The 23,870-nt window shown below is 63.3% G+C and carries 22 protein-coding genes and 1 tRNA gene; 15 read left to right on the top strand and 8 right to left on the bottom strand.

Features of this window, described 5'->3' with window-relative positions; genetic code table 11:
* Window positions 1-5: 5 nt before the first annotated feature.
* On the bottom strand, window positions 6-1,076 hold the full coding sequence (recA, locus tag BG60_RS05725) for a recombinase RecA (RefSeq protein ID WP_008351360.1): 1,071 nt from the start codon (window positions 1,074-1,076) through the stop codon (window positions 6-8).
* A 282-nt stretch (window positions 1,077-1,358) separates the two neighbouring features.
* Here recA and BG60_RS05720 point away from each other — a divergent pair, with 282 nt between their 5' ends.
* The 7 genes from BG60_RS05720 to BG60_RS05690 all read left to right on the top strand — a co-directional run bounded on the left by BG60_RS05720 (window position 1,359) and on the right by BG60_RS05690 (window position 8,702).
* The gene (locus BG60_RS05720) at window positions 1,359-2,087 is read left to right on the top strand and encodes a response regulator transcription factor (protein WP_034470819.1); all 729 of its coding nucleotides are present in this window, start codon (window positions 1,359-1,361) and stop codon (window positions 2,085-2,087) included.
* Between the two features lie 5 nt (window positions 2,088-2,092).
* A complete protein-coding gene (locus BG60_RS05715) occupies window positions 2,093-3,664 on the top strand; it encodes a sensor histidine kinase (protein WP_034470710.1) in 1,572 nt (523 codons plus the stop codon).
* A gap of 232 nt (window positions 3,665-3,896) precedes the next feature.
* Entirely contained in the window at window positions 3,897-5,555 is a 1,659-nt protein-coding gene (locus BG60_RS05710) for an MFS transporter (RefSeq protein ID WP_008351365.1), read from the top strand.
* 88 nt (window positions 5,556-5,643) lie between these two features.
* A tRNA-Met gene (locus BG60_RS05705) sits at window positions 5,644-5,720 on the top strand.
* A gap of 119 nt (window positions 5,721-5,839) precedes the next feature.
* On the top strand, window positions 5,840-6,700 hold the full coding sequence (locus tag BG60_RS05700) for a MurR/RpiR family transcriptional regulator (RefSeq protein ID WP_008351367.1): 861 nt from the start codon (window positions 5,840-5,842) through the stop codon (window positions 6,698-6,700).
* A gap of 107 nt (window positions 6,701-6,807) precedes the next feature.
* The gene (locus BG60_RS05695; protein WP_034470709.1) at window positions 6,808-8,139 is read left to right on the top strand and encodes an aspartate aminotransferase family protein; all 1,332 of its coding nucleotides are present in this window, start codon (window positions 6,808-6,810) and stop codon (window positions 8,137-8,139) included.
* An 8-nt stretch (window positions 8,140-8,147) separates the two neighbouring features.
* Complete coding sequence (locus BG60_RS05690; protein ID WP_034470707.1) at window positions 8,148-8,702, top strand: carboxymuconolactone decarboxylase family protein; 555 nt, start codon at window positions 8,148-8,150, stop codon at window positions 8,700-8,702.
* 16 nt (window positions 8,703-8,718) lie between these two features.
* On the opposite strand, the gene BG60_RS05685 is transcribed toward BG60_RS05690, so the two are convergent.
* On the bottom strand, window positions 8,719-9,606 hold the full coding sequence (locus BG60_RS05685) for a glutamate/aspartate ABC transporter substrate-binding protein (RefSeq protein WP_034470816.1): 888 nt from the start codon (window positions 9,604-9,606) through the stop codon (window positions 8,719-8,721).
* Window positions 9,607-9,918: 312 nt separating this feature from the next.
* Between BG60_RS05685 and BG60_RS05680 the strand changes: the two genes are divergently transcribed.
* A complete protein-coding gene (locus BG60_RS05680) occupies window positions 9,919-10,410 on the top strand; it encodes a hypothetical protein (RefSeq protein WP_008351375.1) in 492 nt (163 codons plus the stop codon).
* A gap of 321 nt (window positions 10,411-10,731) precedes the next feature.
* On the opposite strand, the gene BG60_RS05675 is transcribed toward BG60_RS05680, so the two are convergent.
* The 3 genes from BG60_RS05675 to BG60_RS05665 are packed head-to-tail and all read right to left on the bottom strand — an operon-like array spanning window position 10,732 to window position 12,656.
* Window positions 10,732-11,127: a hypothetical protein gene (locus BG60_RS05675; RefSeq protein WP_008351376.1), complete on the bottom strand. Its 396-nt coding sequence runs from the start codon at window positions 11,125-11,127 to the stop codon at window positions 10,732-10,734.
* A gap of 8 nt (window positions 11,128-11,135) precedes the next feature.
* Window positions 11,136-11,684 (bottom strand): lipoprotein, encoded by a 549-nt coding sequence (locus BG60_RS05670; RefSeq protein WP_034470814.1) that lies wholly within the window; start codon window positions 11,682-11,684, stop codon window positions 11,136-11,138.
* 42 nt (window positions 11,685-11,726) lie between these two features.
* On the bottom strand, window positions 11,727-12,656 hold the full coding sequence (locus BG60_RS05665) for a peptidoglycan DD-metalloendopeptidase family protein (protein ID WP_034470705.1): 930 nt from the start codon (window positions 12,654-12,656) through the stop codon (window positions 11,727-11,729).
* Between the two features lie 314 nt (window positions 12,657-12,970).
* On the opposite strand from BG60_RS05665, the gene BG60_RS05655 reads away from it, so the two are divergent.
* Window positions 12,971-13,222 carry a GlsB/YeaQ/YmgE family stress response membrane protein gene (locus BG60_RS05655; RefSeq protein WP_008351379.1) on the top strand — a complete coding sequence of 84 codons (252 nt, stop codon included), beginning with the start codon at window positions 12,971-12,973 and terminating at the stop codon, window positions 13,220-13,222.
* A 58-nt stretch (window positions 13,223-13,280) separates the two neighbouring features.
* On the opposite strand, the gene BG60_RS05650 is transcribed toward BG60_RS05655, so the two are convergent.
* The gene (locus BG60_RS05650) at window positions 13,281-13,940 is read right to left on the bottom strand and encodes a DedA family protein (RefSeq protein ID WP_008351380.1); all 660 of its coding nucleotides are present in this window, start codon (window positions 13,938-13,940) and stop codon (window positions 13,281-13,283) included.
* A 182-nt stretch (window positions 13,941-14,122) separates the two neighbouring features.
* Window positions 14,123-15,424 carry an esterase/lipase family protein gene (locus tag BG60_RS05645; RefSeq protein ID WP_152563179.1) on the bottom strand — a complete coding sequence of 434 codons (1,302 nt, stop codon included), beginning with the start codon at window positions 15,422-15,424 and terminating at the stop codon, window positions 14,123-14,125.
* Between the two features lie 502 nt (window positions 15,425-15,926).
* Between BG60_RS05645 and mutL the strand changes: the two genes are divergently transcribed.
* From mutL to BG60_RS05630, 3 genes are all read left to right on the top strand, one after another.
* Window positions 15,927-17,888: a DNA mismatch repair endonuclease MutL gene (gene mutL / locus BG60_RS05640; RefSeq protein ID WP_034470703.1), complete on the top strand. Its 1,962-nt coding sequence runs from the start codon at window positions 15,927-15,929 to the stop codon at window positions 17,886-17,888.
* Complete coding sequence (miaA, locus tag BG60_RS05635; protein ID WP_034470700.1) at window positions 17,885-18,832, top strand: tRNA (adenosine(37)-N6)-dimethylallyltransferase MiaA; 948 nt, start codon at window positions 17,885-17,887, stop codon at window positions 18,830-18,832. The genes mutL and miaA overlap by 4 nt, the downstream gene beginning before the upstream one ends.
* Before the next feature lie 218 nt (window positions 18,833-19,050).
* Window positions 19,051-19,425, top strand: a complete 375-nt coding sequence (locus BG60_RS05630; RefSeq protein ID WP_152563178.1) for a hypothetical protein — start codon at window positions 19,051-19,053, stop codon at window positions 19,423-19,425.
* 63 nt (window positions 19,426-19,488) lie between these two features.
* On the opposite strand, the gene purM is transcribed toward BG60_RS05630, so the two are convergent.
* A complete protein-coding gene (gene purM / locus BG60_RS05625) occupies window positions 19,489-20,544 on the bottom strand; it encodes a phosphoribosylformylglycinamidine cyclo-ligase (RefSeq protein WP_008351388.1) in 1,056 nt (351 codons plus the stop codon).
* Window positions 20,545-20,794: 250 nt separating this feature from the next.
* On the opposite strand from purM, the gene hda reads away from it, so the two are divergent.
* Genes hda through pcnB form a run of 3 tightly spaced genes read left to right on the top strand, consistent with a single transcriptional unit; the run spans window position 20,795 to window position 23,857 of the window.
* Entirely contained in the window at window positions 20,795-21,589 is a 795-nt protein-coding gene (gene hda / locus BG60_RS05620; protein ID WP_008351391.1) for a DnaA regulatory inactivator Hda, read from the top strand.
* A gap of 11 nt (window positions 21,590-21,600) precedes the next feature.
* Entirely contained in the window at window positions 21,601-22,287 is a 687-nt protein-coding gene (locus BG60_RS05615) for a histidinol-phosphatase (RefSeq protein ID WP_034470695.1), read from the top strand.
* On the top strand, window positions 22,280-23,857 hold the full coding sequence (gene pcnB / locus BG60_RS05610) for a polynucleotide adenylyltransferase PcnB (RefSeq protein WP_034470693.1): 1,578 nt from the start codon (window positions 22,280-22,282) through the stop codon (window positions 23,855-23,857). The genes BG60_RS05615 and pcnB overlap by 8 nt, the downstream gene beginning before the upstream one ends.
* Window positions 23,858-23,870: the final 13 nt, after the last annotated feature.

The following is a 23,870-nucleotide window of genomic DNA, read 5'->3' as shown; positions in this document are numbered from 1 at the left end:
GATGCTTACTCGTCGTCGGCCGCTGCGGCGCTTGCGACGACAGCTTCGCCCAATGCAGCGACGCCCAGCGATTCGCGGATCTTGTTCTCGATCTCGCGCGCGATGTCCGGATTTTCGCGCAGGAATTCCCGCGCGTTGTCCTTGCCCTGACCGATGCGATCGCCGTTGTAGCTGTACCAGGCCCCCGCCTTGTCGACCAGCTTCGCCTGCACGCCCAGATCGATGATTTCACCCTGACGCGAAATGCCTTCGCCATAAAGAATGTCGAAGATGGCTTCGCGGAACGGCGGCGAGACCTTGTTCTTCACAACCTTCACGCGCGTCTCGTTGCCGATGACTTCGTCGTTCTTCTTGATCGAACCGATACGGCGGATATCCAGACGCACCGACGAGTAGAACTTGAGCGCGTTGCCGCCCGTGGTGGTTTCCGGGTTGCCGAACATCACGCCGATCTTCATGCGGATCTGGTTGATGAAGATGACAAGACAATTCGTGCGCTTGATCGTGCCGGTGAGCTTGCGCAGCGCCTGCGACATCAGACGCGCTTGCAGACCCGGCAGCGAGTCGCCCATTTCGCCTTCGATTTCCGCCTTCGGCACGAGCGCCGCGACCGAGTCGATCACGATCATGTCGATGGAGCCGGAGCGCACCAGCGCGTCCGCGATTTCGAGCGCCTGCTCGCCCGTGTCCGGCTGCGAGATCAGCAGTTCGGGCACGTTCACGCCGAGCTTGCCGGCGTACTGCACGTCGAGCGCGTGTTCCGCGTCGATGAACGCCGCCGTGCCGCCGAGCTTCTGCATCTCCGCGATCACCTGCAGCGTGAGCGTGGTTTTACCCGACGACTCCGGACCGTAGATTTCCACGACACGACCGCGCGGCAAGCCGCCGACGCCGAGCGCGATGTCCAGCCCGAGCGAACCGGTGGAAACCACTTGAATGTCTTCGACCGCCTCACCTGCGCCGAGCCGCATGATCGACCCTTTGCCGAATTGCTTTTCGATCTGCGAGAGCGCGGCGGCCAGGGCCTTGCTCTTCTCCGCAGTCATGCCAGCCGGGCCTTTCTTGCTTTCTTCCATGAATCGTCCTTTGCTATGATGAACGGCGTCTGAGGCAGTGTTCACGGGGTTTTTCGCCGCTCGATCGAGCATACGAAACCGCCCTTCCCACTCACGCAGACACTGTATAAAAAAACAGTAGTTTTTGCAAGCCTGTCGCGGCGTGGCGCAGCTTTTTTTCCACGTCGCCCAAGCACGCAAGAACCACGAACACCTGGAGACCGCCGCGCCGGGCGACACACGGTGCCGGCAATGCCGATGCGCTTGATCGCGCATGCATGGCGTACAAAGGCGCACACGACGATGCGAATCCTCATTGCCGAAGACGACAGCATACTCGCGGACGGGCTCGTCCGATCACTCCGCCAATCGGGATACGCCGTCGACCATGTGAAGCATGGCGTCGAAGCGGACACCGCCCTTTCCCTGCAAACTTTCGACCTGCTGATCCTCGATCTCGGCCTGCCGCTGATGCCCGGTCTCGAGGTGCTGCGCCGCCTGCGCGCGCGCAATTCGCAGATGCCCGTGCTGATCCTCACCGCCGCCGATTCCGTCGACGAGCGCGTGAAAGGTCTCGATCTCGGCGCGGACGATTACATGGCGAAGCCCTTCGCGCTCAACGAACTCGAAGCGCGCGTCCGTGCGCTCACGCGCCGCGGCGCGGGCGGCGGTCCGACCGTCGTCCGGCACGGCTCGCTCGCCTTCGATCAGATCGGGCGCATTGCGACGATCGGCGATCAGGTCATCGATCTGTCCGCGCGCGAACTCGGCGTGCTCGAAGTGCTGCTGCAGCGAACCGGCCGGCTCGTATCGAAGGAGCAGCTCGTCAATCACCTGTGCGAGTGGGGCGAGGAAGTCAGCAATAACGCGATCGAGGTCTACGTGCATCGGCTGCGGAAGAAGATCGAGCCGAGCGGCGCGAAGATCATCACGGTACGCGGTCTCGGTTACACGCTGGAGAAAGCGGCCGCCACGACGAACGGCGCGGGCGGGCCGCACGCCGGCGAGTCCGCCAGCCATCACTATAAGTAGGCCGCATGGCGTCGCCCGTTTCCCACGAAACTCAGCGAAACGCACAAGCGAACGACGACTCCGACGCGCTGCGCGACGCGCGCTACGCGAATCCGTTCGCGCCGCCCGACGAGCTCGAGCCCAACGCCGAAACGCATCCACGCTCGCTCTTCGGCGAGATTCTCGACTGGATGCTCGCGCCGCTGCTGCTGCTCTGGCCGATGAGCATCGCGGTGACGTATCTGGTCGCGAAATCGATCGCGAACGGGCCGTTCGACCGCGCGCTCGAAGCCGACGCCTACGTGCTTGCGCGCCAGATTCAGCCGGTAAACGGCGTCGCGGAACTCCGCCTGCCCGACGCGACGCGCGATTTCCTGCGCGCCGATAACGTCGACAGCGTGTTTTTCCAGGTGCTCGGCACGCGCGGCGAACTCGTCGGCGGCGATCGCGACATGCCCTTGCCGCACGACGACGATCGTCCGCAGCCGGGCATCGTCGAGTTTCGCGACGATGTGCTGCGCGGCAACGATATCCGCGTCGCATACACGACGGTCGATCTGCCCGGCCTCGCGCCCGGGCGCGATCCGCACAGCGCGCAGCCGGTGCTCGTGCAGGTTGCGGAGACGCTCGACAAGCGCAGCCAGCTCGCCAACGACATCATCAAGGGCGTGATCCTGCCGCAGTTCGTGATCCTGCCGCTCGCGATCATCCTCGTATGGTTCGGGCTTTCGCGCGGGCTCGCGCCGCTGCACGCGCTGCAGTCGAACATCCGCGCGCGCCGCCCCGACGATCTCTCGCCGCTGCAGGCCGGCAGCGCGCCGCCGGAGATCGCGCCGCTCGTCGCGTCGTTCAACGACCTGCTCACGCGCCTCGAACAGAACATGGAGTTCCAGAAGCGCTTCATCGCCGATGCCGCGCATCAGATGAAAACGCCGCTCGCGGGCCTGCGCATGCAGGCGGAACTCGCGATGCGCCAGGACGTCTCGACGGAAGTGCAGCGCTCGCTAGAACAGATCGCGATGAGTTCCGAGCATGCCGCGCGTCTCGTCACGCAATTGCTCGCGCTCGCGCGCGCCGAGAATCGCGCGACGGGGCAGATATTCACGCGCATCGTCCTGACCGATCTCGCGCGGCTCGCGGTGCGCGACTGGGTTCAGGCGGCACTCGCGAAACGCATGGATCTCGGTTATGAGGAGCCGCCGTTTGCGGTCGAAGTGGAAGGCAATGTCGTGATGCTGCGCGAGATGCTGTCGAACCTGATCGACAACGCGATCCGCTACACGCCGGCGGGCGGGCGCATCACCGTACGCGTGCGGACCGACGACGACGATCTCGATCTCGTGCATCTGGAAGTGGAAGACACGGGACTCGGCATTCCGGCGGCGGAACGCGAGCGCGTGGTCGAGCGCTTCTATCGCATTCTCGGGCGCGACGGCGACGGCAGCGGACTCGGTCTTGCCATCGTCAAGGAGATCGCGGCGATGCACGGCGGCGCGCTCGCCATCGAGGATCACGTGTATCAGGACAGCCCGCGACTCGCCGGAACGCTTGTCCGCGTCAGTCTTCAGCGGGTTTTTCCTGCCCGGGACAAACCCTGAGCGCGAGCGCGGCAGATTCGCATTTCGCGCGCACGAAGCACGAGCATAGACGAATTTAGACGGTCGTTCGCATCACATATGCGCGGCTTAGGCGTAAATCGTCGTTTCGGACGTCGCTCGCGTCCGGACACGCGGCGTCAGAACGCCGTAAGTTTTCGTTCCAATAATCCTTTGCACCGGAGCCGCCTTATCGCGGACCGATGTAATCGAAAATCAGAACAGGAGACGATGCATGGCTACGGTCGAAGGGCGCGTGTCACACGCACCGATGACGGCGGAGGAGAAGAAGGTCATCTTCGCTTCGTCGCTCGGCACGGTGTTCGAATGGTATGACTTCTATCTGGCGGGCTCGCTCGCCGTCTATATCAGCAAGACGTTCTTCTCGGGCGTCAATCCGACGGCCGGCTTCATCTTCACCTTGCTGGGCTTCGCGGCGGGCTTCGCGGTGCGTCCGTTCGGCGCGATCGTGTTCGGGCGGCTCGGCGACATGGTCGGGCGCAAGTACACGTTCCTCGTGACGATCGTCATCATGGGTCTGTCGACGTTCCTGATCGGCTTCCTGCCGGGATACGCGACCATAGGCATCGCGGCGCCGATCATCTTCATCGCAATGCGGTTGTTGCAAGGCCTCGCGCTCGGCGGCGAATACGGCGGCGCGGCGACGTATGTCGCGGAACATGCGCCGTCGAACAAGCGCGGCGCGTGGACGGCGTGGATCCAGACCACGGCGACGCTCGGCCTCTTCATCTCGCTGATCGTGATTCTCGCGGTCCGCACGATCATGGGCGAAGAGCAGTTCGGCGCTTGGGGCTGGCGCATTCCGTTCCTCGTATCGATCCTGCTGCTCGCGATCTCGGTGTGGATTCGGATGAAACTGCATGAATCGCCGGTGTTCGAGCGCATCAAGGCGGAAGGCAAGACCTCGAAGGCGCCGCTCAAGGAAGCGTTCGGCGAGTGGAAGAACCTGAAGATCGTGCTGCTCGCGCTCTTCGGTCTGACGGCGGGACAGGCGGTCGTGTGGTACACGGGCCAGTTCTACTCGCTCTTCTTCCTCACGCAGACGCTCAAGGTCGATGGCACCAGCGCGAACATCATGGTCGCGGTGGCGCTGCTGATCGGTACGCCATTCTTCGTGTTCTTCGGGTCGCTGTCGGATCGTATCGGCCGCAAGCCGATCATCATGGCGGGCTGCCTGATTGCCGCGCTCTCCTTCTTCCCGCTCTTCAAGGCGCTCGCGCACTACACGAATCCGACGCTCGAAGCCGCGACGCAGAAGTCGCCGATCGTCGTCATCGCCGATCCGGGCGAGTGCTCGTTCCAGTTCAATCCGGTGGGCACGGCGAAGTTCACGAGCTCGTGCGATATCGCGAAGAGCGCGCTGTCGAAGGCCGGTCTCAACTATGAGAACGTGGCGGCGCCGGCGGGCACGCAGGCGCAGATCAAGGTCGGCGAAACGGTGGTGAACACGTACGACGGCAAGGCCGCCGACGCGAAGACGCAAGGCGCGGCGTTCGACAAGACGCTCGCCGGCACGCTGAAGAGCGCGGGTTATCCGGCAAAGGCCGATCCGGCGCTGATCAACTGGCCGATGGCGATCGTGGTGCTGACGATCCTCGTGATCTTCGTGACGATGGTCTACGGCCCGATCGCGGCGATGCTGGTCGAGATGTTCCCGGCGCGCATCCGCTATACGTCGATGTCGCTGCCGTATCACATCGGCAATGGCTGGTTCGGCGGCTTCCTGCCGGCGACCGCGTTCGCGATCGTCGCCGCGAAGGGCGATATCTACTCGGGCTTGTGGTATCCGATCGTGATCGCGTTGATCACCTTCGTGATCGGCATGCTGTTCGTGAAGGACACGCGCAAGTCGAATGTGTATCACGAGGATTAATCGACGGGCTTCTGCGCGATTTGTTAAATAAATCGCGCAGAAGGGGTTGACACCCGCTTCGACGCTCGCCATAATCTCGTCTTCTTTCGGCGAATTAGCTCAGTCGGTTAGAGCGACGGAATCATAATCCGCAGGTCCGGGGTTCGAGTCCCTGATTCGCCACCAGCTTCAAGAAAAAGCCGCTGTTCCACAAGGACAGCGGCTTTTTTGTTTTCTGCGCGCGACCGCTCTCCACGTCGCGCTCATGCTTAAATAGCGCGTCCGCTTCCTCAAGCATCCAGAACGTGCCCACCTTCGACCAACTCGCGGCGACGATCCGCGACCGCTTCCCCGATCTGAGCCCGCAATTCCAGGCCGGCGCCGCCTTCCTTCTCGACTATCCCGACGAAGTCGCCGTCCTCTCGATGCGCAAGGTCGCCGAGCGCGCCAAGGTCCAGCCCGCCGCGATGGTCCGTCTCTCCCAGCAACTCGGCTTCCCCGGCTGGAACGAGTTGCGCGAAATCTTCGTGAGCCGCGTACGCACGCGCCCCGAGCCGCTGACGACGCGCGCCCGTTCGCTCGTCAAAGGCGGCGCCGACAATCACCTGAGCCGCGATCTCGCACACGCGCAATCGCACAATCTCGAACTCACGCTCGCGCAAAACGCGCAGAGCGTCGTCGATACGGCGAAGACGCTCAAGAAAGCGCCGCATGTGCACGTCGCGGGCTTTCGGTCGTGCTATCCCGTCGCGTTCGGCCTGCTTTATGGATATCGCCTGTTTCGGCCGTCGGTGAGTTTGATCAGCGGCGAAGCGGGCACGCTCGAAATGCAACTGCGCGGCATCGAGAAAAAGCACGCGGTGGTCGTCGTCAGCTTTGCGCCGTATTCCGTCGAAGCCGTGCGCGTCGCGCAGGCGGCGATCGAGCGCGGCGCGAAACTCATCGCGCTCACTGACAGCGCCGTGTCGCCCATCGCGCTGAACGCCGATCACACGCTGATCTTCGCGCACGAATCGCCGTCGTTCTTTCCGTCGCTCGTCGCGGCGTCGGCGCTGGCGGAGATGCTCGTCGCGCATCTGCTCGCGCTCGAAGGCAAGGACGCCGTCGCCCATCTCGAACAGGCCGAAGCCGCGCTGCACGCGCACGGCGCCTACGCGGCGAGCTAATCGGCCGAGCGTTGCGTCACACGCGATATTGACAACATGTGTTGTTATCACGCTAGAATGCCACATCGCGTGTTGCACGCGCATTCCGCATTCGAAAGGCAGGCACCATGACCACGGTATTTCATCGCGCGCCGCGCGCCACGCTTCCGGTCGCCGTCCGCGGCGACGGCATCGAGATCGTCGATTCGACCGGCAAACGCTACATCGACGCATGCGGCGGCGCAGCCGTCTCGTGTCTCGGACACAGCCATCCGCGCGTGATCGAAGCCATCCAGCGGCAAGTGCAGCAGTTGCCGTACGCGCACACGTCGTTCTTCACGACCGAGCCCGCCGAAGAACTCGCCGACCGGCTCATCGATGCCGCGCCGAAAAATCTCGGCCACGTCTACTTCGTGTCCGGCGGCTCCGAAGCGATGGAAGCCGCGCTCAAGCTCGCGCGCCAGTATTTCGTCGAGAAAGGCGAACCCGCGCGCCGGCATTTCGTCGCGCGCCGGCAGAGCTATCACGGCAACACGCTCGGCGCGCTCGCGATCGGCGGCAACGCGTGGCGGCGCGAGCCCTTCCTGCCGATGCTGATCGAAGCGCATCACGTCACGCCCTGCTTCGCGTATCGCGAACAGCGGGCGGGCGAAACCGACGAAGCCTTCGCGCAACGTCTCGCCGATGAACTCGAAGCGAAGATTCTCGAACTCGGAGCCGAATCGGTGGCGGCGTTCGTCGCGGAAACGGTCGTCGGCGCGACGGCGGGCGCGGTGCCGCCTGTGCGCGAATACTTCCGCAAGATCCGCGCGGTCTGCGACAAATACGGCGTGCTGCTGATCCTCGACGAAGTGATGTCGGGCATGGGCCGCACCGGTCATCTGTTCGCGTGCGAGGAAGACGGCGTGTCGCCCGATATTCTCGCGATCGCGAAGGGTCTCGGCGCGGGCTATCAGCCGATCGGCGCGACGCTCGTCAGCAACGCGATCTTCGATACGATCGTCGGCGGCTCGGGCTTCTTTCAGCACGGCCACACGTATATCGGTCACGCGACGGCGTGCGCCGCGGCGCTCGAAGTGCAGAAAGTCATCGCCGAAGAGAAACTGCTCGACAACGTGAGGGCGCGCGGCGAACAACTGCGCGCGTTGCTGCGCGAGCGGCATGCGGATCATCCGTTCATCGGCGATGTGCGCGGCCGCGGCCTGTTCACCGGCGTCGAACTGGTTCAGGATCGCGCGGGCAAGATGCCGTTCGATCCGAAGCACAGGCTGCACGCGGTCATCAAGAGCGAGGCGATGAAGCGCGGCCTCATGGTGTATCCGATGGGCGGCACCGTCGACGGCCGCATCGGCGATCACGTACTCATCGCGCCGCCGTTCATCACGACAAGCGCGCAAATCGAGACGATCGTAGAGCGGCTCTCCGATGCAATCGATGGCGCGCTTTCCGTCATCCAGTGAGAACAAACATGAAGAAGCGACTTCCCGATTTCGACATCGCGCACGCTTCCGATGCGCAAAAAGCCGTGTTGCAGGACATCCTGAGCGGACCGCGCGGCAATCTCAACGGGCCGTTTCTCGGTTGGATCTTCAGCCCGGAACTCGCGCAGCACGCGCAAAAACTCGGCGCGTTCTGCCGCTACGAGACCGGCCTGCCGCTGCGCCTTTCCGAGCTTGCGATTCTCGTCACCGCGGCGCGCTGGCGCTCGCAGGCGGAATGGCACATTCATCATCCGATCGCGCTCGATGCCGGCCTGCCCGCCGATCTCGCCGAAGCGCTGCGCACGGGAAAGACGCCGACATTCGCCGATGCCGACGACAAGCTCATCTTCGATTTCGCCAGCGAACTCTACGACACGAAGCGCGTGAGCGATGCGACCTACGACGCCGCCGTCGCGCGCTTCGGGCACACGGTCGTCGTGAATCTCGTCGGCTTGCTGGGCTATTACGCGCTCGTCGCGATGACCCTCAACACGTTCGCGATGCGCGCCGAAGGGCAGACGGATCTGCCCTTCGCGGAATGACGCGCGCGCCGTCGCGCTATTCGAACGCCTTGTCGTTCGGTTCGGCGTAGAGCTTCTGCATCGCTTCGCTCATCGGAAAATCGAAGTTGATGTTCTTCGGCGGCACCGGCTTCATGAACCACTTGTCGTACATCGTCTTGATCTCGGGGCTTTTCATCACCTGACTCATGGCGTCGTCGACGAGCTTTTTGAACTCGGGATCGTCGCGACGCATCATGAAGCCGTACGCCTCCGACGACTGCGGCGTGCCGACGAGCACCCAGTCCGACGGCTTCGCCGTCAGCGAGCGCGTGCCGGCGAGCAGCACGTCGTCCATCATGTAGGCCACCGCGCGGCCGGTTTCGAGCGTCGCGCGCCCTTCGCCGTAATCCTTCGCGCTGATGATGCTCATGTTCATCTTCTTCTCTTCGTTCATCTTGCGAAGAATGCGCTCGGACGTCGTGCCCTGATTCGTCACGACGGTCTTGCCCGCGAGATCGGGAAAGTCCTTGATGCCGGAATCCTTTTTCGTCAGCAGACGCGTCGTCGCGACGAAGAACGTGTCCGAAAACGCAACCTGATTCTGCCGCGACGTGAGATTCGTCGTCACGCCGCATTCGAGATCGACCGTGCCGTTCTGCACGAGCGAAATCCGATTCTGCGATGTCACCGGAATGAAGCGCACGCGTAGATCCGGATGCTTCGTTTTCGCCTTGACCGCATCGATCACCTTGTTGCACAAGTCCTGCGAAAAGCCGATGACGTCGTTGTTCGCATCGACGTACGAAAACGGCACCGACGTCTCGCGATGCCCGATCGCGATGAGATTGGCGCTCTGGACCTTGGCAATCGTGGATTGGCCGTAGCTTGCGCCCGCAACCAGAGATAACGCGACAGTCGATGTGAGCAACGACGCAAATTTCATGACGTCCTCTTTGAGAGTGGAATGATACATATGTTGCCATCGACAAAATTAACGCAACATATGTATTCACCCTAGGCCACATCGCACGGCGGCCTCTTGCGACTTTTACTTACAAATGTCACAGCACATGCGTCCACCGCCGTCGTCGCGCGGCGTTATAGCTGGCAGGCATCCGGCGGTTACGCGCCTTAAGACACAGCTAATTTTCCGGTGCGATGATGCTTCCAACGTCAAACGCATCCAACGCATTCCGCGTCCCGGCGCGACAGACAGCACCGGCGTTAAGCGAACACCTTTTTCGGGAGCTCTGCCGTGAAGAAGAAATCGACGAACATGAAATCCGCCCGTCCCGCGATGTCGCCGCTTCTGCGCGCGCTGACCTACAGCCGCGCCGCCCGCGAACCGATGATCGACGCGATGCTGCTGCGCTGCTATGTGGCGCTCGACGCGTTTCATCGCGGACACGGATCGCAGCCGCTCTTCATGACGCTATGCCGTCACATGTTGGTCGCGGAAGAGTTGTGCCAGTTGGGCCACGCGGCGGAATGCGACCACGACATCACGCTCGCGCACGAAGCGCTCGTCGAACTGGACGCGCGTCATTCGGACGAAGGCGTCTGGACGCTCGATGCCGGTCAGCACGCACGTCTGTGCACGGCGCTCGCCGTTTTCGCGGCGCAACTGGAAGAAGCGACGCTCGAGCACATCGCGCAGGCGGAAGCGCGCATGGTCACGCAATCGCTCGTCGCGGCGAACATGCGTTCGGGTATCGGGCGTGTGGAAACGGTGTCGTCGGCCGACTGAAGATCGCTTCGCGGATCGGGACTTCCCCGCAGATGCTTATCAATTTGCGAATGTGTTTGCGAGCGTACATTCTTAGGAATGGCCATTTGCAATACTTTTTCCAGCGCACGGGGGGCAGCAGCAAAACGCGCTGAGAGACCGACAAACAGGATGGGCGGCACTCGATCAGGTCGTGGGTAAAAGCAAAGCGCAAGAATAAAAAAGCAAAGCGCGAGTTTTTGCCAACGGCGCGACGAGTCGCAGGCGAAAGAGGCCAGCGCCCCGACAAAGAAGCTCAAAAGCCGGCATTCGCCGGCTTTTTCTTTGATGCCGTTGGATCGGTCAGCGGACGGCCGCGAACACGGTGCGCGCGCACTCGCTGCACCAATGGCGCGACACCGCATCGGGAGTCGCATCCCAAACGTGACCGTACGCGCATCGCCAGCTCAAGGGCGTCGCGGCATCGACATAGCGGTGCGAAAGCAGCGCGCCGCCGCGCGCTTGCGCGATGTCCTGCAGACGCTTCGTCTCCAATTCGCGCCGCTCGGTCGCGCAATTCATGCAGCGCACGTTCTGCGCGATGTCGAGCGTCTTGTCCCAGCGATGCCCGCGCCCGCAATCCCAGAGCACAAGCTGCTTTGCGCCGGCCTGGCGCGACGCCTGATCGCGATAGCGCGACGCTTCGTCCATCAGGCGAAGGCGCGTGTCGTATGTCACCGAATCACTCATCGTCGTCATGCCCGGAATCAGCGTTGACCGCCGCGGATCGCTTCGGAACGCGACGTCGTCACCACGGTGCCATCCGGTCCGAAGTGCACGTTGAACATGGCGTCCTGATTCACGCCGTCTTCGAGCCAGTGCCAGCTCCAGACGCGCTCCTTCTTCAGCCGATACTCTGCGATTTCGGTCGGCTTGCCGAGCAGTCTGCGCACTTCGTCCATCGTCATGCCGAGGCGCACTTTCGCGAAGTTCTCGGCGGTCAGCATCTGCGTCACGGAAACGAAATGCCCGCGGGGGTCGAGATCGACCATGTAGGTGTTCGTGCCCGCCGGGCCGCGCGGATATTCGAGGCGCTTGCTTCCGTCGGTGAACGTGCGCTCCGTCTCGGGTTCGCCCATTTGGTCGCGGATCTGCGCCTCGGTCGTCACGCCGGGCTGCAGGTTCTTGAGCAGCAAGTTGTCCGGCTTCACTGCATTGAAAAATGCCTTGAGCTTGTTCAACGCTTCCTCGCTCTGCTGCTGCTCGCAGCCGGAAAGCAGCGACGTCAGCGACGCCGCGGTCAGCGCGGCGATCATGATCTTCTTCACCTTTCGGCTCCCTTCCCGCCCGGCCAGGAATCAGCCGCCGGCCGCGCCGAGCAACGGCATCGGATCGACCGCGGTGCCCGACTTTCTCACTTCGAAATGCAGCGCGGGCGTGCCGCCCGGGCCGGTGCCCATGTCGGCGATGGTCGCGCCCTGCTTGACGGAATCGCCTTCCTTCACGAGCAGCTTCTCGTTGTACGCGTAGGCGGTCAGATAATCGTTGCCGTGCTTGACGATGATCATGCGCCCGTAGGAACGCAAGCCGCTTCCCGCATACACGACCTTGCCCGACGCCGCTGCCTTGACTGGCTGCCCGACCTTGCCTTCGATGTCGATGCCCTTGTTGCCGCTCGCGCCGAACTTGCGCACGACGTCGCCGTGCGCGGGCCAGACGAAGGTGCCCTTGGATGCAGTCGCGGTGACTGCGGATGGATGTTCTTCGCTGGCCGCAGCGGCGGGCTTTTCCGCCGCTGGCTTCTGCGCCACAGATTTCTCCGGCGTCGGCAGAAGCGGCGGCTGCGCCATCTTCGATCCGGCGGTCGCCGAACTCACCGTCGTTGACGACGCACCCGGCGGCATCACGCGCAACACCTGCCCGACGTTCACCTGCCTGCTTTCCGGCAACGTGTTCCACTTGGCCAGATCAGCGGGCTTCTGCTTGAAGGTGCGCGAAATGCCGTAAAGCGTGTCGCCCGGCTTAACGCGATAAAAGCCCGGTTCGACGGGCGCGGGTGTCGTCGGCCCGAGCGGCACGACTGGCGCGGGCGTCACGATCGGCGACCCGCTCTGCACCACCGGCGGCGCGCTCAGCGCGGAACTTTCGACGATCGGCGCGGGCTCGCGCGGCGTCGATGAACATCCCGTCAATCCGGCAGCCAACCCCGCTGCGAGCGCCACGCCCGCGATCGCCCCGCGCGGGCCCGATCCGAAACCTTCCTTGTGCATCACCACCAGCTTTCTCATGCTTGTCGTCTTGAACTTTTTCAACCAATTCCGCCAGCATAAAACATTACAGATACAAATTCGCCTCAGTGACCTAAACGACACACTTCGCCCAAGCGCCGACCGAACCTTTTGGCAATCCAAATTTTTGACGTATTTTGCCCCGGCCATGTGTCATCTGTCGTCCGCGCTGTTTGCCGACGCTGCATCGACAATCCTTGACAGTTGACAATCCCCCGCCACGGTCATTTCCGCTACATTGCCCGCGCCCGATTGCAGGTCCCGCCTGCGTCCCGCATCTCTCAATTCGACTGGAGTCTCAACGCATGCAAATCATGCAACACGGAATCATCCTCAGCCTCATCATCGGCGGCGTGGCGGGCTGGCTCGCCGGCCTCATCATGAACGGCAGCGGCTTCGGCGTGATCGTCGACATTCTCGTCGGCATCGTCGGCGGCGTGATCGGCGGATGGCTCTTCAGCACGCTCGGCATCTCATTCGGCGGCGGCATCCTCGGCACGCTGATCACCGCGGTGATCGGCGCGGTCGTGCTGCTTTTCGTGATCCGCCTGTTCCGGCGCCGTTAAGCGGTTTCGCGGCGTGAGCGAGGCCGGCATCCGACGGCCTCGCGCATCCCGCTCTTCCTCAAGCCTTCGAATTGCGACGGCTCATCTTCCATAGCGCGCCGATCGCCACCGGCACGATGGCCGCGCCGATCCCCACCAGCACGATCACGTTCAGATACTGCTTGATGAACGGAATATTGCCGAAGAAATAGCCGAGCAACACGAGCAACAGCACCCAGATGAGCGCGCCCAGAATATTGAAGAGCTGGAAGCGCCCGTGACTCATCGACGACACGCCCGCGACGAACGGCGCGAACGTCCGCACCACCGGCACGAAACGCGCGATCACGATCGTCTTGCCGCCGTGCTTCTCGTAGAAGTTGTGGGTTTTCTGCAGCGCGGCGCGGTCCAGAAAGCGCTCGAGCACGGGAATGTTCGTATCGAAAACTTTCGGCCCGATGGCGCGGCCGATCCAGTAATTCACCGTGTTGCCGGTCACGGCCGCGATGAGCAGGAGCGCGATCAGCGCGAAGAGATCCATTTCGTGCGACGCGGCGAACGCGCCGCCGATGAACAGCAGCGAATCGCCCGGCAGGAACGGAAACACGACGAGCCCGGTTTCGCAGAACACGATCAGGAACAACACCGCGTACACCCAGGCGCCGTAATTCTGGATGAAGACACCGAGCGACTTGTCGATGTGAAGGATGAGTCCCAGGAATTGCAGCAACGTGTCCAAAAATCTTTCCTCAAAAAGTAAGCCGGCGCCGGAAAAGCGGCGCATCGGCAACAAATGCGGGAGTCGCGCCATGATACCGAAGTGGCGCGGCGCCGGGCTCGCTCACACGAATGTTCACCCGGAAGCGCGCGCAACCCGGCGCCCGAAAGCCCCACAGGAAAGATCAGGCTCCGGCCGGGTCGCTAAATTGGCAGCGCCTTGTTATAGGCCGCGATTTTCCCAAAAAATTCCTCCAGCCACTCGAGCGTCGTGCTGCCGACCGGCTGCACGATGCCGATATGATCCACGCCGGCGATCGGAGGATGAACGTACCAGACGCCCTTCTTCGGCGGATGAGCGGGGTTGTCCCCGACGAACTCGTGCGCGTGCCCGATCGGGTACTGCGCCGACGGAACTGGGACGCAACCGTCATTGGGACGCCAGTTCAGGAATCCGCCCGCAAGATCCCTTTCATTGAGGCCGAGCGCCGCGCCGCCGCCGAGGAGCAACGGGTTCATGTTCGACATCGGAACACGCGTGTCGGCGAGGCCGGGCACCGTTCCATCGGCGCAATACGAAGCGTAATAAGTGTGCGGCGACGTCTTTACCCAGATATTCTGCAGTCGGGCCGCGGCGAAGGAAAGATCGTAGATTGCGCTGTCAGTCGTCTTCCAGGCCTTGCTGAGCATGATCTTTTTGGCGTATTCGACCAGATCCTCGCCCTTCTCGCGGTGGATGCCCCACTGCTTCAAGTCGAAGTCGAAAAGCAGATCGCGGTTATCGGCGCCGCACAGGCTCGCCAGGCTCAATAGCAGGTCGGACATCGGCTCGCCGAGATCGTCTGCGACCGGGGTGCCGTTGTTGACGCCAGCGATGGACGTGATGCTATGTACCCATTGCTTGCCGCCCTTGAAGAGTTCGGAGGTGCCGGCTTCTCGCGAACTCGGCGCGAAGGCAATTTCATCCGGATCGCCATGTTCCAGCAATTGCACGAGAGTGCGGATGGTCGGACCGCCCATGCTGTGTCCGATCAGATGAACCTTGTGTTGTTCGCTCCATTCGGGAAATACGCCGGGGTACGAACGTCCATAACGTTCGTGGCCGTAACGCGCCGAATGCACCGCGCCGTAATCCACCACGCCGCCCTTCAAGAAATAATAAAGCTCGCAGGCCCGGTCCCAGTTACTGGATAACGGTCCGACCGCAGCGGTGAAAGTCTGGTAACCCCTATTATTGAGATATTCCTGAATATCGCCTGTGCCGCCGAAATAGTGATAAATCTTGCTCGTCAGCGTTTCGCGACCCCAACCGCAAAACCCATGCACGAGCACATTCGGAAAGTTGTTTCCGCTTTTACCGTTTGCCGCCACACGACTTTTCTGAGTTTTTGCTTCCGCGTTCTTATGACTGGAATGCGCGCCTGCCTGCTGGCCTTTCGTCGGCGGCGCTTCGGTCACGGCATGATTTCCAGTCGGTTTCTTTTTTTCTGAAGCGATACGGGACATGAATTATCCTTTTTCTGAAGTTTCGAAAACATTACCCAATACATTTGGCCTCCGGCGGAATCCCGTGGCTGAATCGCTCCGCATTTGCGGATAACCGGCATGATCAAAATCGTCGCGGCCATACGAAAACTCTTAAACAATTAATGCCCGAAATGATTATTAGGCCGTGACGATTACCCGATTCAACGCTCGCGAACGCGGCATTCGAAACACAAACGAATTCATACTCAGCAGGAATCGCCGCCTCGATGGCAAACAAATTGGCGGTGCGAGCGAAATATTGCGTGAGTGAGATCGACGGATTGATTGCGCGCGGCCCGGCAGAACTCTCTTGCGGCGGCGTAATGCATTGTACGCGTGGACCCGAAAAAAACTCAGTAATGCAAATAAATTGCGGCGCAAGAAAGTCCCGCTCTGGCCCGCGCTCTTGGATACGTGCGCGCCCGGACCGATGCAGCCGGCCACCCGAAGCCCGAACGTTGCGAATCGTTATAATTTCGCCATGTCCGACCTAAACGAAACCTCCGCTGGCGCTTCGACAGCCGATGCCGGGCGCCGTCCGCGCGCCATCGCCCCGCTGCCCGATCAGCTCATCAGCCAGATTGCCGCTGGCGAAGTGGTGGAGCGGCCTGCGTCGGTCGTCAAGGAACTGCTGGAAAACGCACTCGACGCCGGCGCGACGACACTGCGCATCACGCTCGACGAAGGCGGCGTGAAACGCATCGTGATCGCCGACGACGGCTGCGGCATTCCGCCGAACGAGCTTCCGCTCGCGCTGATGCGCCACGCGACCAGCAAGATCCGCTCGCTCGCGGAACTCGAAGCCGTCGCGACGCTCGGGTTTCGCGGCGAGGCGATTGCGTCGATCGCGTCGGTTGCGGAACTGTTCATCACGAGCCGCACCGAAAGCTGCCCGCACGCGACGCGCATCGACGCGCAAACCGGCGCCATCTCGCCCGCCGCGGGCACCGTCGGCACGACAATGGAAGTGCGCGAGCTGTATTTCAACACGCCCGCGCGCCGCAAATTCCTGAAGAGCGAGCAGACCGAGCTCGGGCATTGCCTCGACGTGATTCGCCGCACGGCGCTCGCACGGCCCGACGTCGCGATTTCAGTGATGCACAACGGCAAAGCCGTCGAGCACTGGAACGCGAGCGATCCGCAGACGCGCGTCGCGAAGATTCTCGGCGAGGTGTTCGAAACCGCGCATCTGCCGCTCGACGAACGCGCCGGGCCGCTTGCGGTCTACGGCTGCGCCGGTTTGCCGACCGCGAGCCGCGGGCGCGCCGATCAGCAATATTTCTTCGTGAACGGCCGCTTCGTGCGCGACAAGCTGCTCACGCACGCCGTGCGCGCCGCGTATGAAGATGTGCTGCACGGCAATCGCTATCCGGCGTACGTGCTGTTTCTCGATTTGCCGCCCGAATCCGTCGATGTGAACGTGCATCCGTCGAAGATCGAAGTGCGCTTTCGCGATTCGCGCTCGATTCATCAATACGTCTTTCACGCCGTGCAGCGCGCGCTGGCGCGGCATGCGGGCGCGTCGCCGGAAACGACGGCGGGCGGACACGCGGCGCAATTGCAGCCGACCGGCCCGGCTTCGTTCAGCGCAAAGCCTTTCGCCGGCACGCCGGATTCGCTCACGCTGAAAAGCGAGAACGGCACGAACTGGATGCGCCAGTCGCGCATGACGCAGGGCACGCTGCCCGTCGCGCAGCCGCTCGCGCTTTACGACGCGCTGTTCGGTCGCAAGGACATCGGCGCGGGTACGTCAGGCGCGACGACGACCATCGACACGCCGTATCCGACGATGAACGAGCGCCCTCCCGCGCCGCTGATCGCCAGTGACAGTGCGGACAGTGCGCTCGATCACGCCGATGAACAGCCGCTCGGTTTCGCCGTCGGCCAGATTCACGGCATCTATGTTTTGGCGCAGAACGCGCGCGGCCTCGTGATCGTCGACATGCATGCCGCGCACGAGCGCATTCTTTACGAGCAATTCAAGCACGCGCTCGCCGATCGCGCGATCGCGGTGCAGCCCCTGCTGATTCCCGTGTCGATGACAGCGGAGCCGGTCGAGATCGGCATCGTCGAGGAAGAGCGCGCGACGCTCGATGCGCTCGGCTTCGATCTCGCGGTGTTGTCGCCGACGTCGATCGCGATCCGCGCCGTGCCCGCGTTGCTGAAGGACGCCGACCTGCAATCGCTCGCGCGCGCCGTGCTCGCCGATCTGCACGCGTATGGCGGCTCGCGCGTGCTCACCGAACGTCAGCACGAATTGCTCGGCACGCTCGCGTGTCATAACGCGGTGCGCGCGAATCGCCGGCTCACGCTCGACGAGATGAACGCGCTCCTGCGCCAGATGGAAGCGACCGAGCGCGCCGATCAGTGCAATCACGGCCGTCCGACGTGGTATCAGCTCACGCTCGCCGATCTCGACCGACTCTTCATGCGCGGACAATGAGCGCTTCCGCCTTGCCTGTTGCGTGTCTTCTCGGGCCGACGGCGTCGGGAAAGACCGCGGCCGCGCTGGCGTTCGCGGCGCTGCATCCGGTGGAAATCGTCAGCGTGGATTCGGCGCTCGTCTATCGCGAGATGGATATCGGCACGGCCAAGCCGAACGCCGAGGAGCGCGCGGCGGCGCCGCATCATCTGATCGATATCATCGATCCCGCCGAAACGTATTCCGCCGCGCAGTTTCGTGCGGATGCGCTGCGGCTCGTCGGCGAGATCGTCGCGCGCGGCAACGTGCCGTTGCTGGTCGGCGGGACGATGCTGTACTACAAGGCGCTGACGCAAGGTCTGAACGATCTGCCGACCGCCGATGCCGACGTGCGCGCCGCCCTCGACGCCGACGCCGCCCGCGATGGCTGGCCCGCGCTGCATGCGCGGCTCGCGGCGGTCGATCCGCAAACCGCCGCGCGGCTTGCGCCGAACGACTCCCAGCGCATCCAGCGCGCGCTCGAAATCTTCATGCTGTCCGGCCAGCCGATGTCCGCGCTGCTCGCCGCGCCGCGCGTTCAGGATGCGGATGCGCCGTATCGCTTCGTGCCGGTCGCGCTGGAGCCGTCGGATCGCGCGGTGCTGCATGCGCGCATCGCCGCACGTTTCGATGCGATGCTCGCGCACGGCTTCATCGACGAAGTGCGCGCGTTGCGTGCGCGCGGCGATCTGGATCTTTCGATGCCGTCGATGCGCTGTGTCGGCTATCGGCAAGCGTGGGACTATCTCGACGGCGCGACGGGTTACGACGAGATGCGCGACAAGGGCGTTTTCGCGACGCGGCAGTTGTGCAAGCGGCAGTTGACGTGGCTGCGCGCGATGCCGGAGCGAGTCGTGGTGGAGTGCTGCGCGGGGGACGCGACGGAGCGGGCGGTAGCAGCGATTAGGAAAACTTCGAAAGTCTGAAAAGTCATACTGAAATTTTGCACACGATCGTTCTATAAGCTCAGTATCAAAAGGCTTCGCTGAGCGGCGCCACTGCGCCACGGGCTTGCCAATGTCAGACAGTCACGGCCGCGACCGAAAGCTTCCAAGGCAGGAAGGACACTTTAACGCTCCTGATGCCGCGGCCGTCGTTTCCGTCCGGCGATACAGCGTTGATGCCACCTGGCTCGAAGATGTACGTGCCGCGCTACGAGGCGCTTACGACGTTCCTTCGGGTCGATCTATCCGAAAAATACAGCGACCCACGCACGCTCGATCAATTGAGCGTGTGGTACAAGCGAAAAATCCAATCGTTTGGCGGCCATCGCTACATGTGGGTGCAGGGGACCTCTATCGGGCTGCTCACGGAGAGCGCGAACTGGATCGTCGAATACAACGGCGCGTTGTACAAGGGCGAGTTGCTTACACCCGGATTGCGCCCGCCTTACCTGCCCAACGGCGTTTCGCACGTCGATCCAAGACCGGCCTATAACAAGACAGCTATGGACTTCCTCCTCACGCAACTGGGGCCGAATCCGCAGCAAATTCGGTCGCCTTACATGCGGCCGATGTAATCCCCAAACAAAAAACCCTCGCACTCCGCGAGGGTCTTTCTTATCAGCGCGACAACGGCACTATCAAACCACCACCGTCTGCGCCTCACCTTCCTTGCTCTCGCGCACGACGCCGATCTTCCACACCTGCTCGCCCGCGCCCGACAACAGGCCGGTTGCCGCATCGGCATCTTCCGCCGCAACGATCACCGCCATGCCGATACCGCAGTTGAACACGCGATGCATCTCCGCATCCGCGACGCCGCCGTGCTTCTGCAGCCACGCGAACAGCGGCGGCAGCGGCCACGCGCGATGATCCAGCTCCGCCGTCAGCCCATCGCGCAGCACGCGCGGAATATTCTCGACGAGACCGCCGCCTGTGATATGCGCCATGCCCTTCACCGTGACGCTTTGCATCGCCGACAAGAGCGGCTTCACGTAGATGCGCGTGGGCGCCATCAGCGCGTCGGCAAGCGTTCGGCCGTCGAAATCGGCGTTGAGATCCGGATTCGCGCGCTCGATGATCTTGCGCACCAGCGAATAACCGTTCGAGTGGATGCCGCTCGATGCCAGGCCCAGCACGACATCGCCCGGCTTGATCGTGCTGCCGTCGATGATCTTGCTCTTTTCCACCGCGCCGACCGCGAAGCCCGCGAGGTCGTATTCGCCGTCCGGATACATGCCCGGCATTTCCGCCGTCTCGCCGCCGATCAGCGCGCAGCCCGCCAGCTCGCAGCCCGTGGCGATGCCCTTCACGACGTCCGCCGCGGTGTCGACATCCAGCTTGCCGCACGCGAAGTAATCGAGGAAGAAGAGCGGCTCGGCGCCCTGCACGAGAATGTCGTTGACGCTCATCGCGACGAGATCCTGGCCGACCGTGTCATGCCGGTTCAGCGTGAACGCGAGGCGCAGCTTCGTGCCGACGCCGTCCGTGCCCGATACGAGCACCGGCTCCTTGTACTTCTTCGGCACCTCGAAGAGCGCGCCGAATCCGCCGATGCCGCCCAGCACGCCGTCGCGCAACGTTTTCTTGGCAAACGGCTTGATCCGGTCGACGAGCGCGTCGCCCGCGTCGATGTCCACGCCCGCGTCGCGATACGACAAACCTTGGGCGTCCGGTGCGGATTTCGGTTGATTCATGGAGGGAGGAGCAAGAAGGTCGGTAAAATGCGATTTTACCCGATGATGACCCGTCGACGGTCGGCCAGCCGGATTTTCCCGCGCACGCCAGAATCCGCGAAGGCGCTTTTTTCGAGATCGCAGACAATCTCAGAAGCGCCCGAGCCATTGGCGCGCAAGGCCGTCCGCCGCGGCTTTGCGCGTATACCCGCAGCTCATCCGGCAGTTTTCAAGATTCGCCCGACTCAAGGCCCGACGATACCGATCTCCCGTGCAACGCCAACTGACGCTCGATCTGGGCACGCCGCCGCCCGCCACCTTCGATAACTTTTTCGCCGCCGGCAATCACGAACTGATCGCGCGGCTGCGCGAACTCGAAGGCGCGCTCGCGGCCGGGCCGGTCGCCGACCGCACGTTCTACGTGTGGGGCGAGCCGGGCAGCGGCCGCAGCCACCTGCTGCAGGCGCTCACGCACGAGGCGAACGGCCATGCGCGCTATCTCGGCCCGCAGAGCGCGCTCAACGCATTCGGGTTCGATCCGCGCGTGACGCTTTACGCCGTCGACGATTGCGACCGCCTTTCCCCCGCGCAGCAGATCGCCCTTTTCAATCTCTTCAACGAAGTGCGCGCATATCCGGCGAGCGCGCTCGTGGCCACCGGCAACGACGCGCCGCTCGCGCTCACGGTCCGCGAAGACCTGCGCACGCGGCTCGGCTGGGGCCTCGTGTTCCATCTTCAGCCGCTTTCCGACGAAGCGAAGGCATCGGTGCTGAAGCACGCGGCGCGCGAACGCGGCATCGTGCTCGCCGACGACGTGCCCGCCTATCTGCTCACGCACTTTCGCCGCGACATGCCGAGCCTCATGGCCCTGCTCGACGAACTCGACCGCTTCTCCCTGGAACAAAAGCGCGCGGTGACGCGAGCGCTGCTGCGCACGATGCTCCAGCAAACCGGCCGGGCCGCGCCCCTCGTTCCCGTATCGGCGCCGGAAGAAACGCCCGCCGATCCGAACGGCCCCGAATCCGGCCCCGCCGCGCCGGACAACGATCCGACCCGCTTCAAGTAGAATGCGCTCCCATGAACCTTGCCCTCTTTGATCTCGATCACACGCTCATTCCCACCGACAGCGACCACGAATGGGGCCGCTTCATGGTGAAGCTCGGCATCGTCGAGGCGGAATCCTTCGCGCGTCAGAACGACGCCTTCTACGCCGATTACAAGGCGGGCGTGCTCGACATCAACGCGTATCTGCACGCGATGCTGGCCCCGCTCGCAAAATACTCGCGCGAACAGCTCACCGACTGGCACGCGCAATTCATGCGCGAAGTGATCAACCCGCGCATCGTGCCGGCCGCCGTCACGCTCGTGCGCGAGCATCAGGACGAAGGCGATCTCTGCTGCCTCGTCACCGCGACGAACGCGTTCATCACCGCGCCGATCGCCGAAGCCTTCGGCATCGAAACGCTGATCGCCTGCGAAGTCGAAACGGTCGACGATCATCCGCTCGGCGCGCTCACCGGCCGGCCGATGGGCACGCCGAGTTATCGCGAAGGCAAGATCGTGCGCGTCGAGCAATGGCTCGCGACGCTCGGCAAGACGCTCGACGACTTCAAGCACAGCTATTTCTACAGCGACTCGCACAACGACATCCCGCTGCTCGAGCGCGTCACGGATCCGGTCGCGACCAATCCCGACGACACCCTGCGCGCGCACGCGCAAGCCAAAGGCTGGCGCATCCTGAACCTGTTCGACACTCGTGATTAAAAAACTCATCCGCAAGCTGTTCGGGCAAGAAACCGCCTCTGCCGACGAAGGCCACGACATCCCCGCCGCTGCTTCCGAAGCCGCGCCGAAACCCGCTCGCAAGAGCACGCGCAAGAAAGCCGCCGCGCCCGTGAAGCGCGATCCGAACGTGCCGGTCATCCTGTCGTCGGAGATTCACGGCATCGATCCTTCGCTGATCTCGAAGAACGCGATACGCGTGACCGACGGCCTGCAGCAGGCCGGGCATCGCGCGTTCATCGTCGGCGGCGCGGTGCGCGACCTGCTGCTCGGCGTCGCGCCGAAAGACTTCGACGTCGCCACCGACGCCACGCCCGATCAGGTGCAGAAGCTCTTTCGCCGCGCGCGCATCATCGGCCGGCGCTTCCAGATCGTGCATGTGCAGTTCGGGCAGGAGATCATCGAGACATCGACGTTCCGCGCGCTCATGGACGCGCCGCCGGAGCCTTCCGCCGAACCGCCGCGACGCCTCAAGCGCGGCGAGCTCGATGCGCGCACGCACGCCGTCGATGCGAGCGGCCGCGTGCTGCGCGACAACGTCTGGGGCGAGCAGCACGAAGACGCCACGCGCCGCGACTTCACCATCAACGCGATGTACTACGATCCGGCCACGCAAACGGTGCTGGATTATCACGACGGCATGGCCGACATCCGCGCGCGCCTGTTGCGCATGATCGGCGATCCGGCCACGCGTTATCGCGAAGATCCGGTACGCATGCTGCGCGTCGTGCGTTTCGCGGCGAAGCTCGGCTTCGAGATCGACGAAGCCACGCGCGCGCCGATCAAGGATCTCGCCGACCTGATGAACAACGTGCCGGCCGCGCGTCTCTTCGACGAGATGCTGAAGCTGCTCTTGTCCGGCCATGCGCTCGCGTGTCTCACGCGGCTGCGTCAGGAAGGGCTGCATCACGGCGTGTTGCCTCTGCTCGATGTCGTGCTCGAACAGCCGCACGGCGAGAAGTTCGTCACGCTCGCGCTCACCAGCACCGACGAGCGCGTGCGCGCCGGCAAGGGCGTGTCGCCGGGCTTTCTCTTCGCGACGCTCCTGTGGCACGACGTGCAGACGCGCTGGCAGCAATACACCGCGAACGGCGACTATCCGGTGCCCGCATTGCATCGCGCGATGGACGATGTCCTCGATATGCAGACGGAGAAACTCGCGATCCACAAGCGCTACTCGTCCGACATGCGCGAGATCTGGGGTCTTCAGCATCGGCTGGAAAAACGCGGCCGCAGCGCGCTGAAGCTGCTGGAACACCAAAGATTCAGAGCGGGGTATGATTTCCTGCTGTTGCGTTGCGAATCGGGCGAGCTCGATGCGGCCATCGGCCAATGGTGGAGCGACTTCATCGACGGCGATCACGCCGAGCGCGAAGCACTCCTGTCGCAAGGCGGCAAGGATCGCAACGCACCGAAGAAGCGCCGGCGCCGCAGCAACGCGAAGCGTCGCTCGGGCGAACCCGGCGCGCAGGACGAGCAAGCCGCGCAGGCAGGCAATGACGACGCGGTATCGAGTGCGGCGAACAGGCGCGAAGCCGCCGACGACGAGTAACGCCGGATTTGGT

This window comes from Caballeronia zhejiangensis, from assembly GCF_000698575.1.
GTDB lineage: Bacteria > Pseudomonadota > Gammaproteobacteria > Burkholderiales > Burkholderiaceae > Caballeronia > Caballeronia zhejiangensis.
This window is presented reverse-complemented; position numbering and strand designations above follow the sequence as displayed.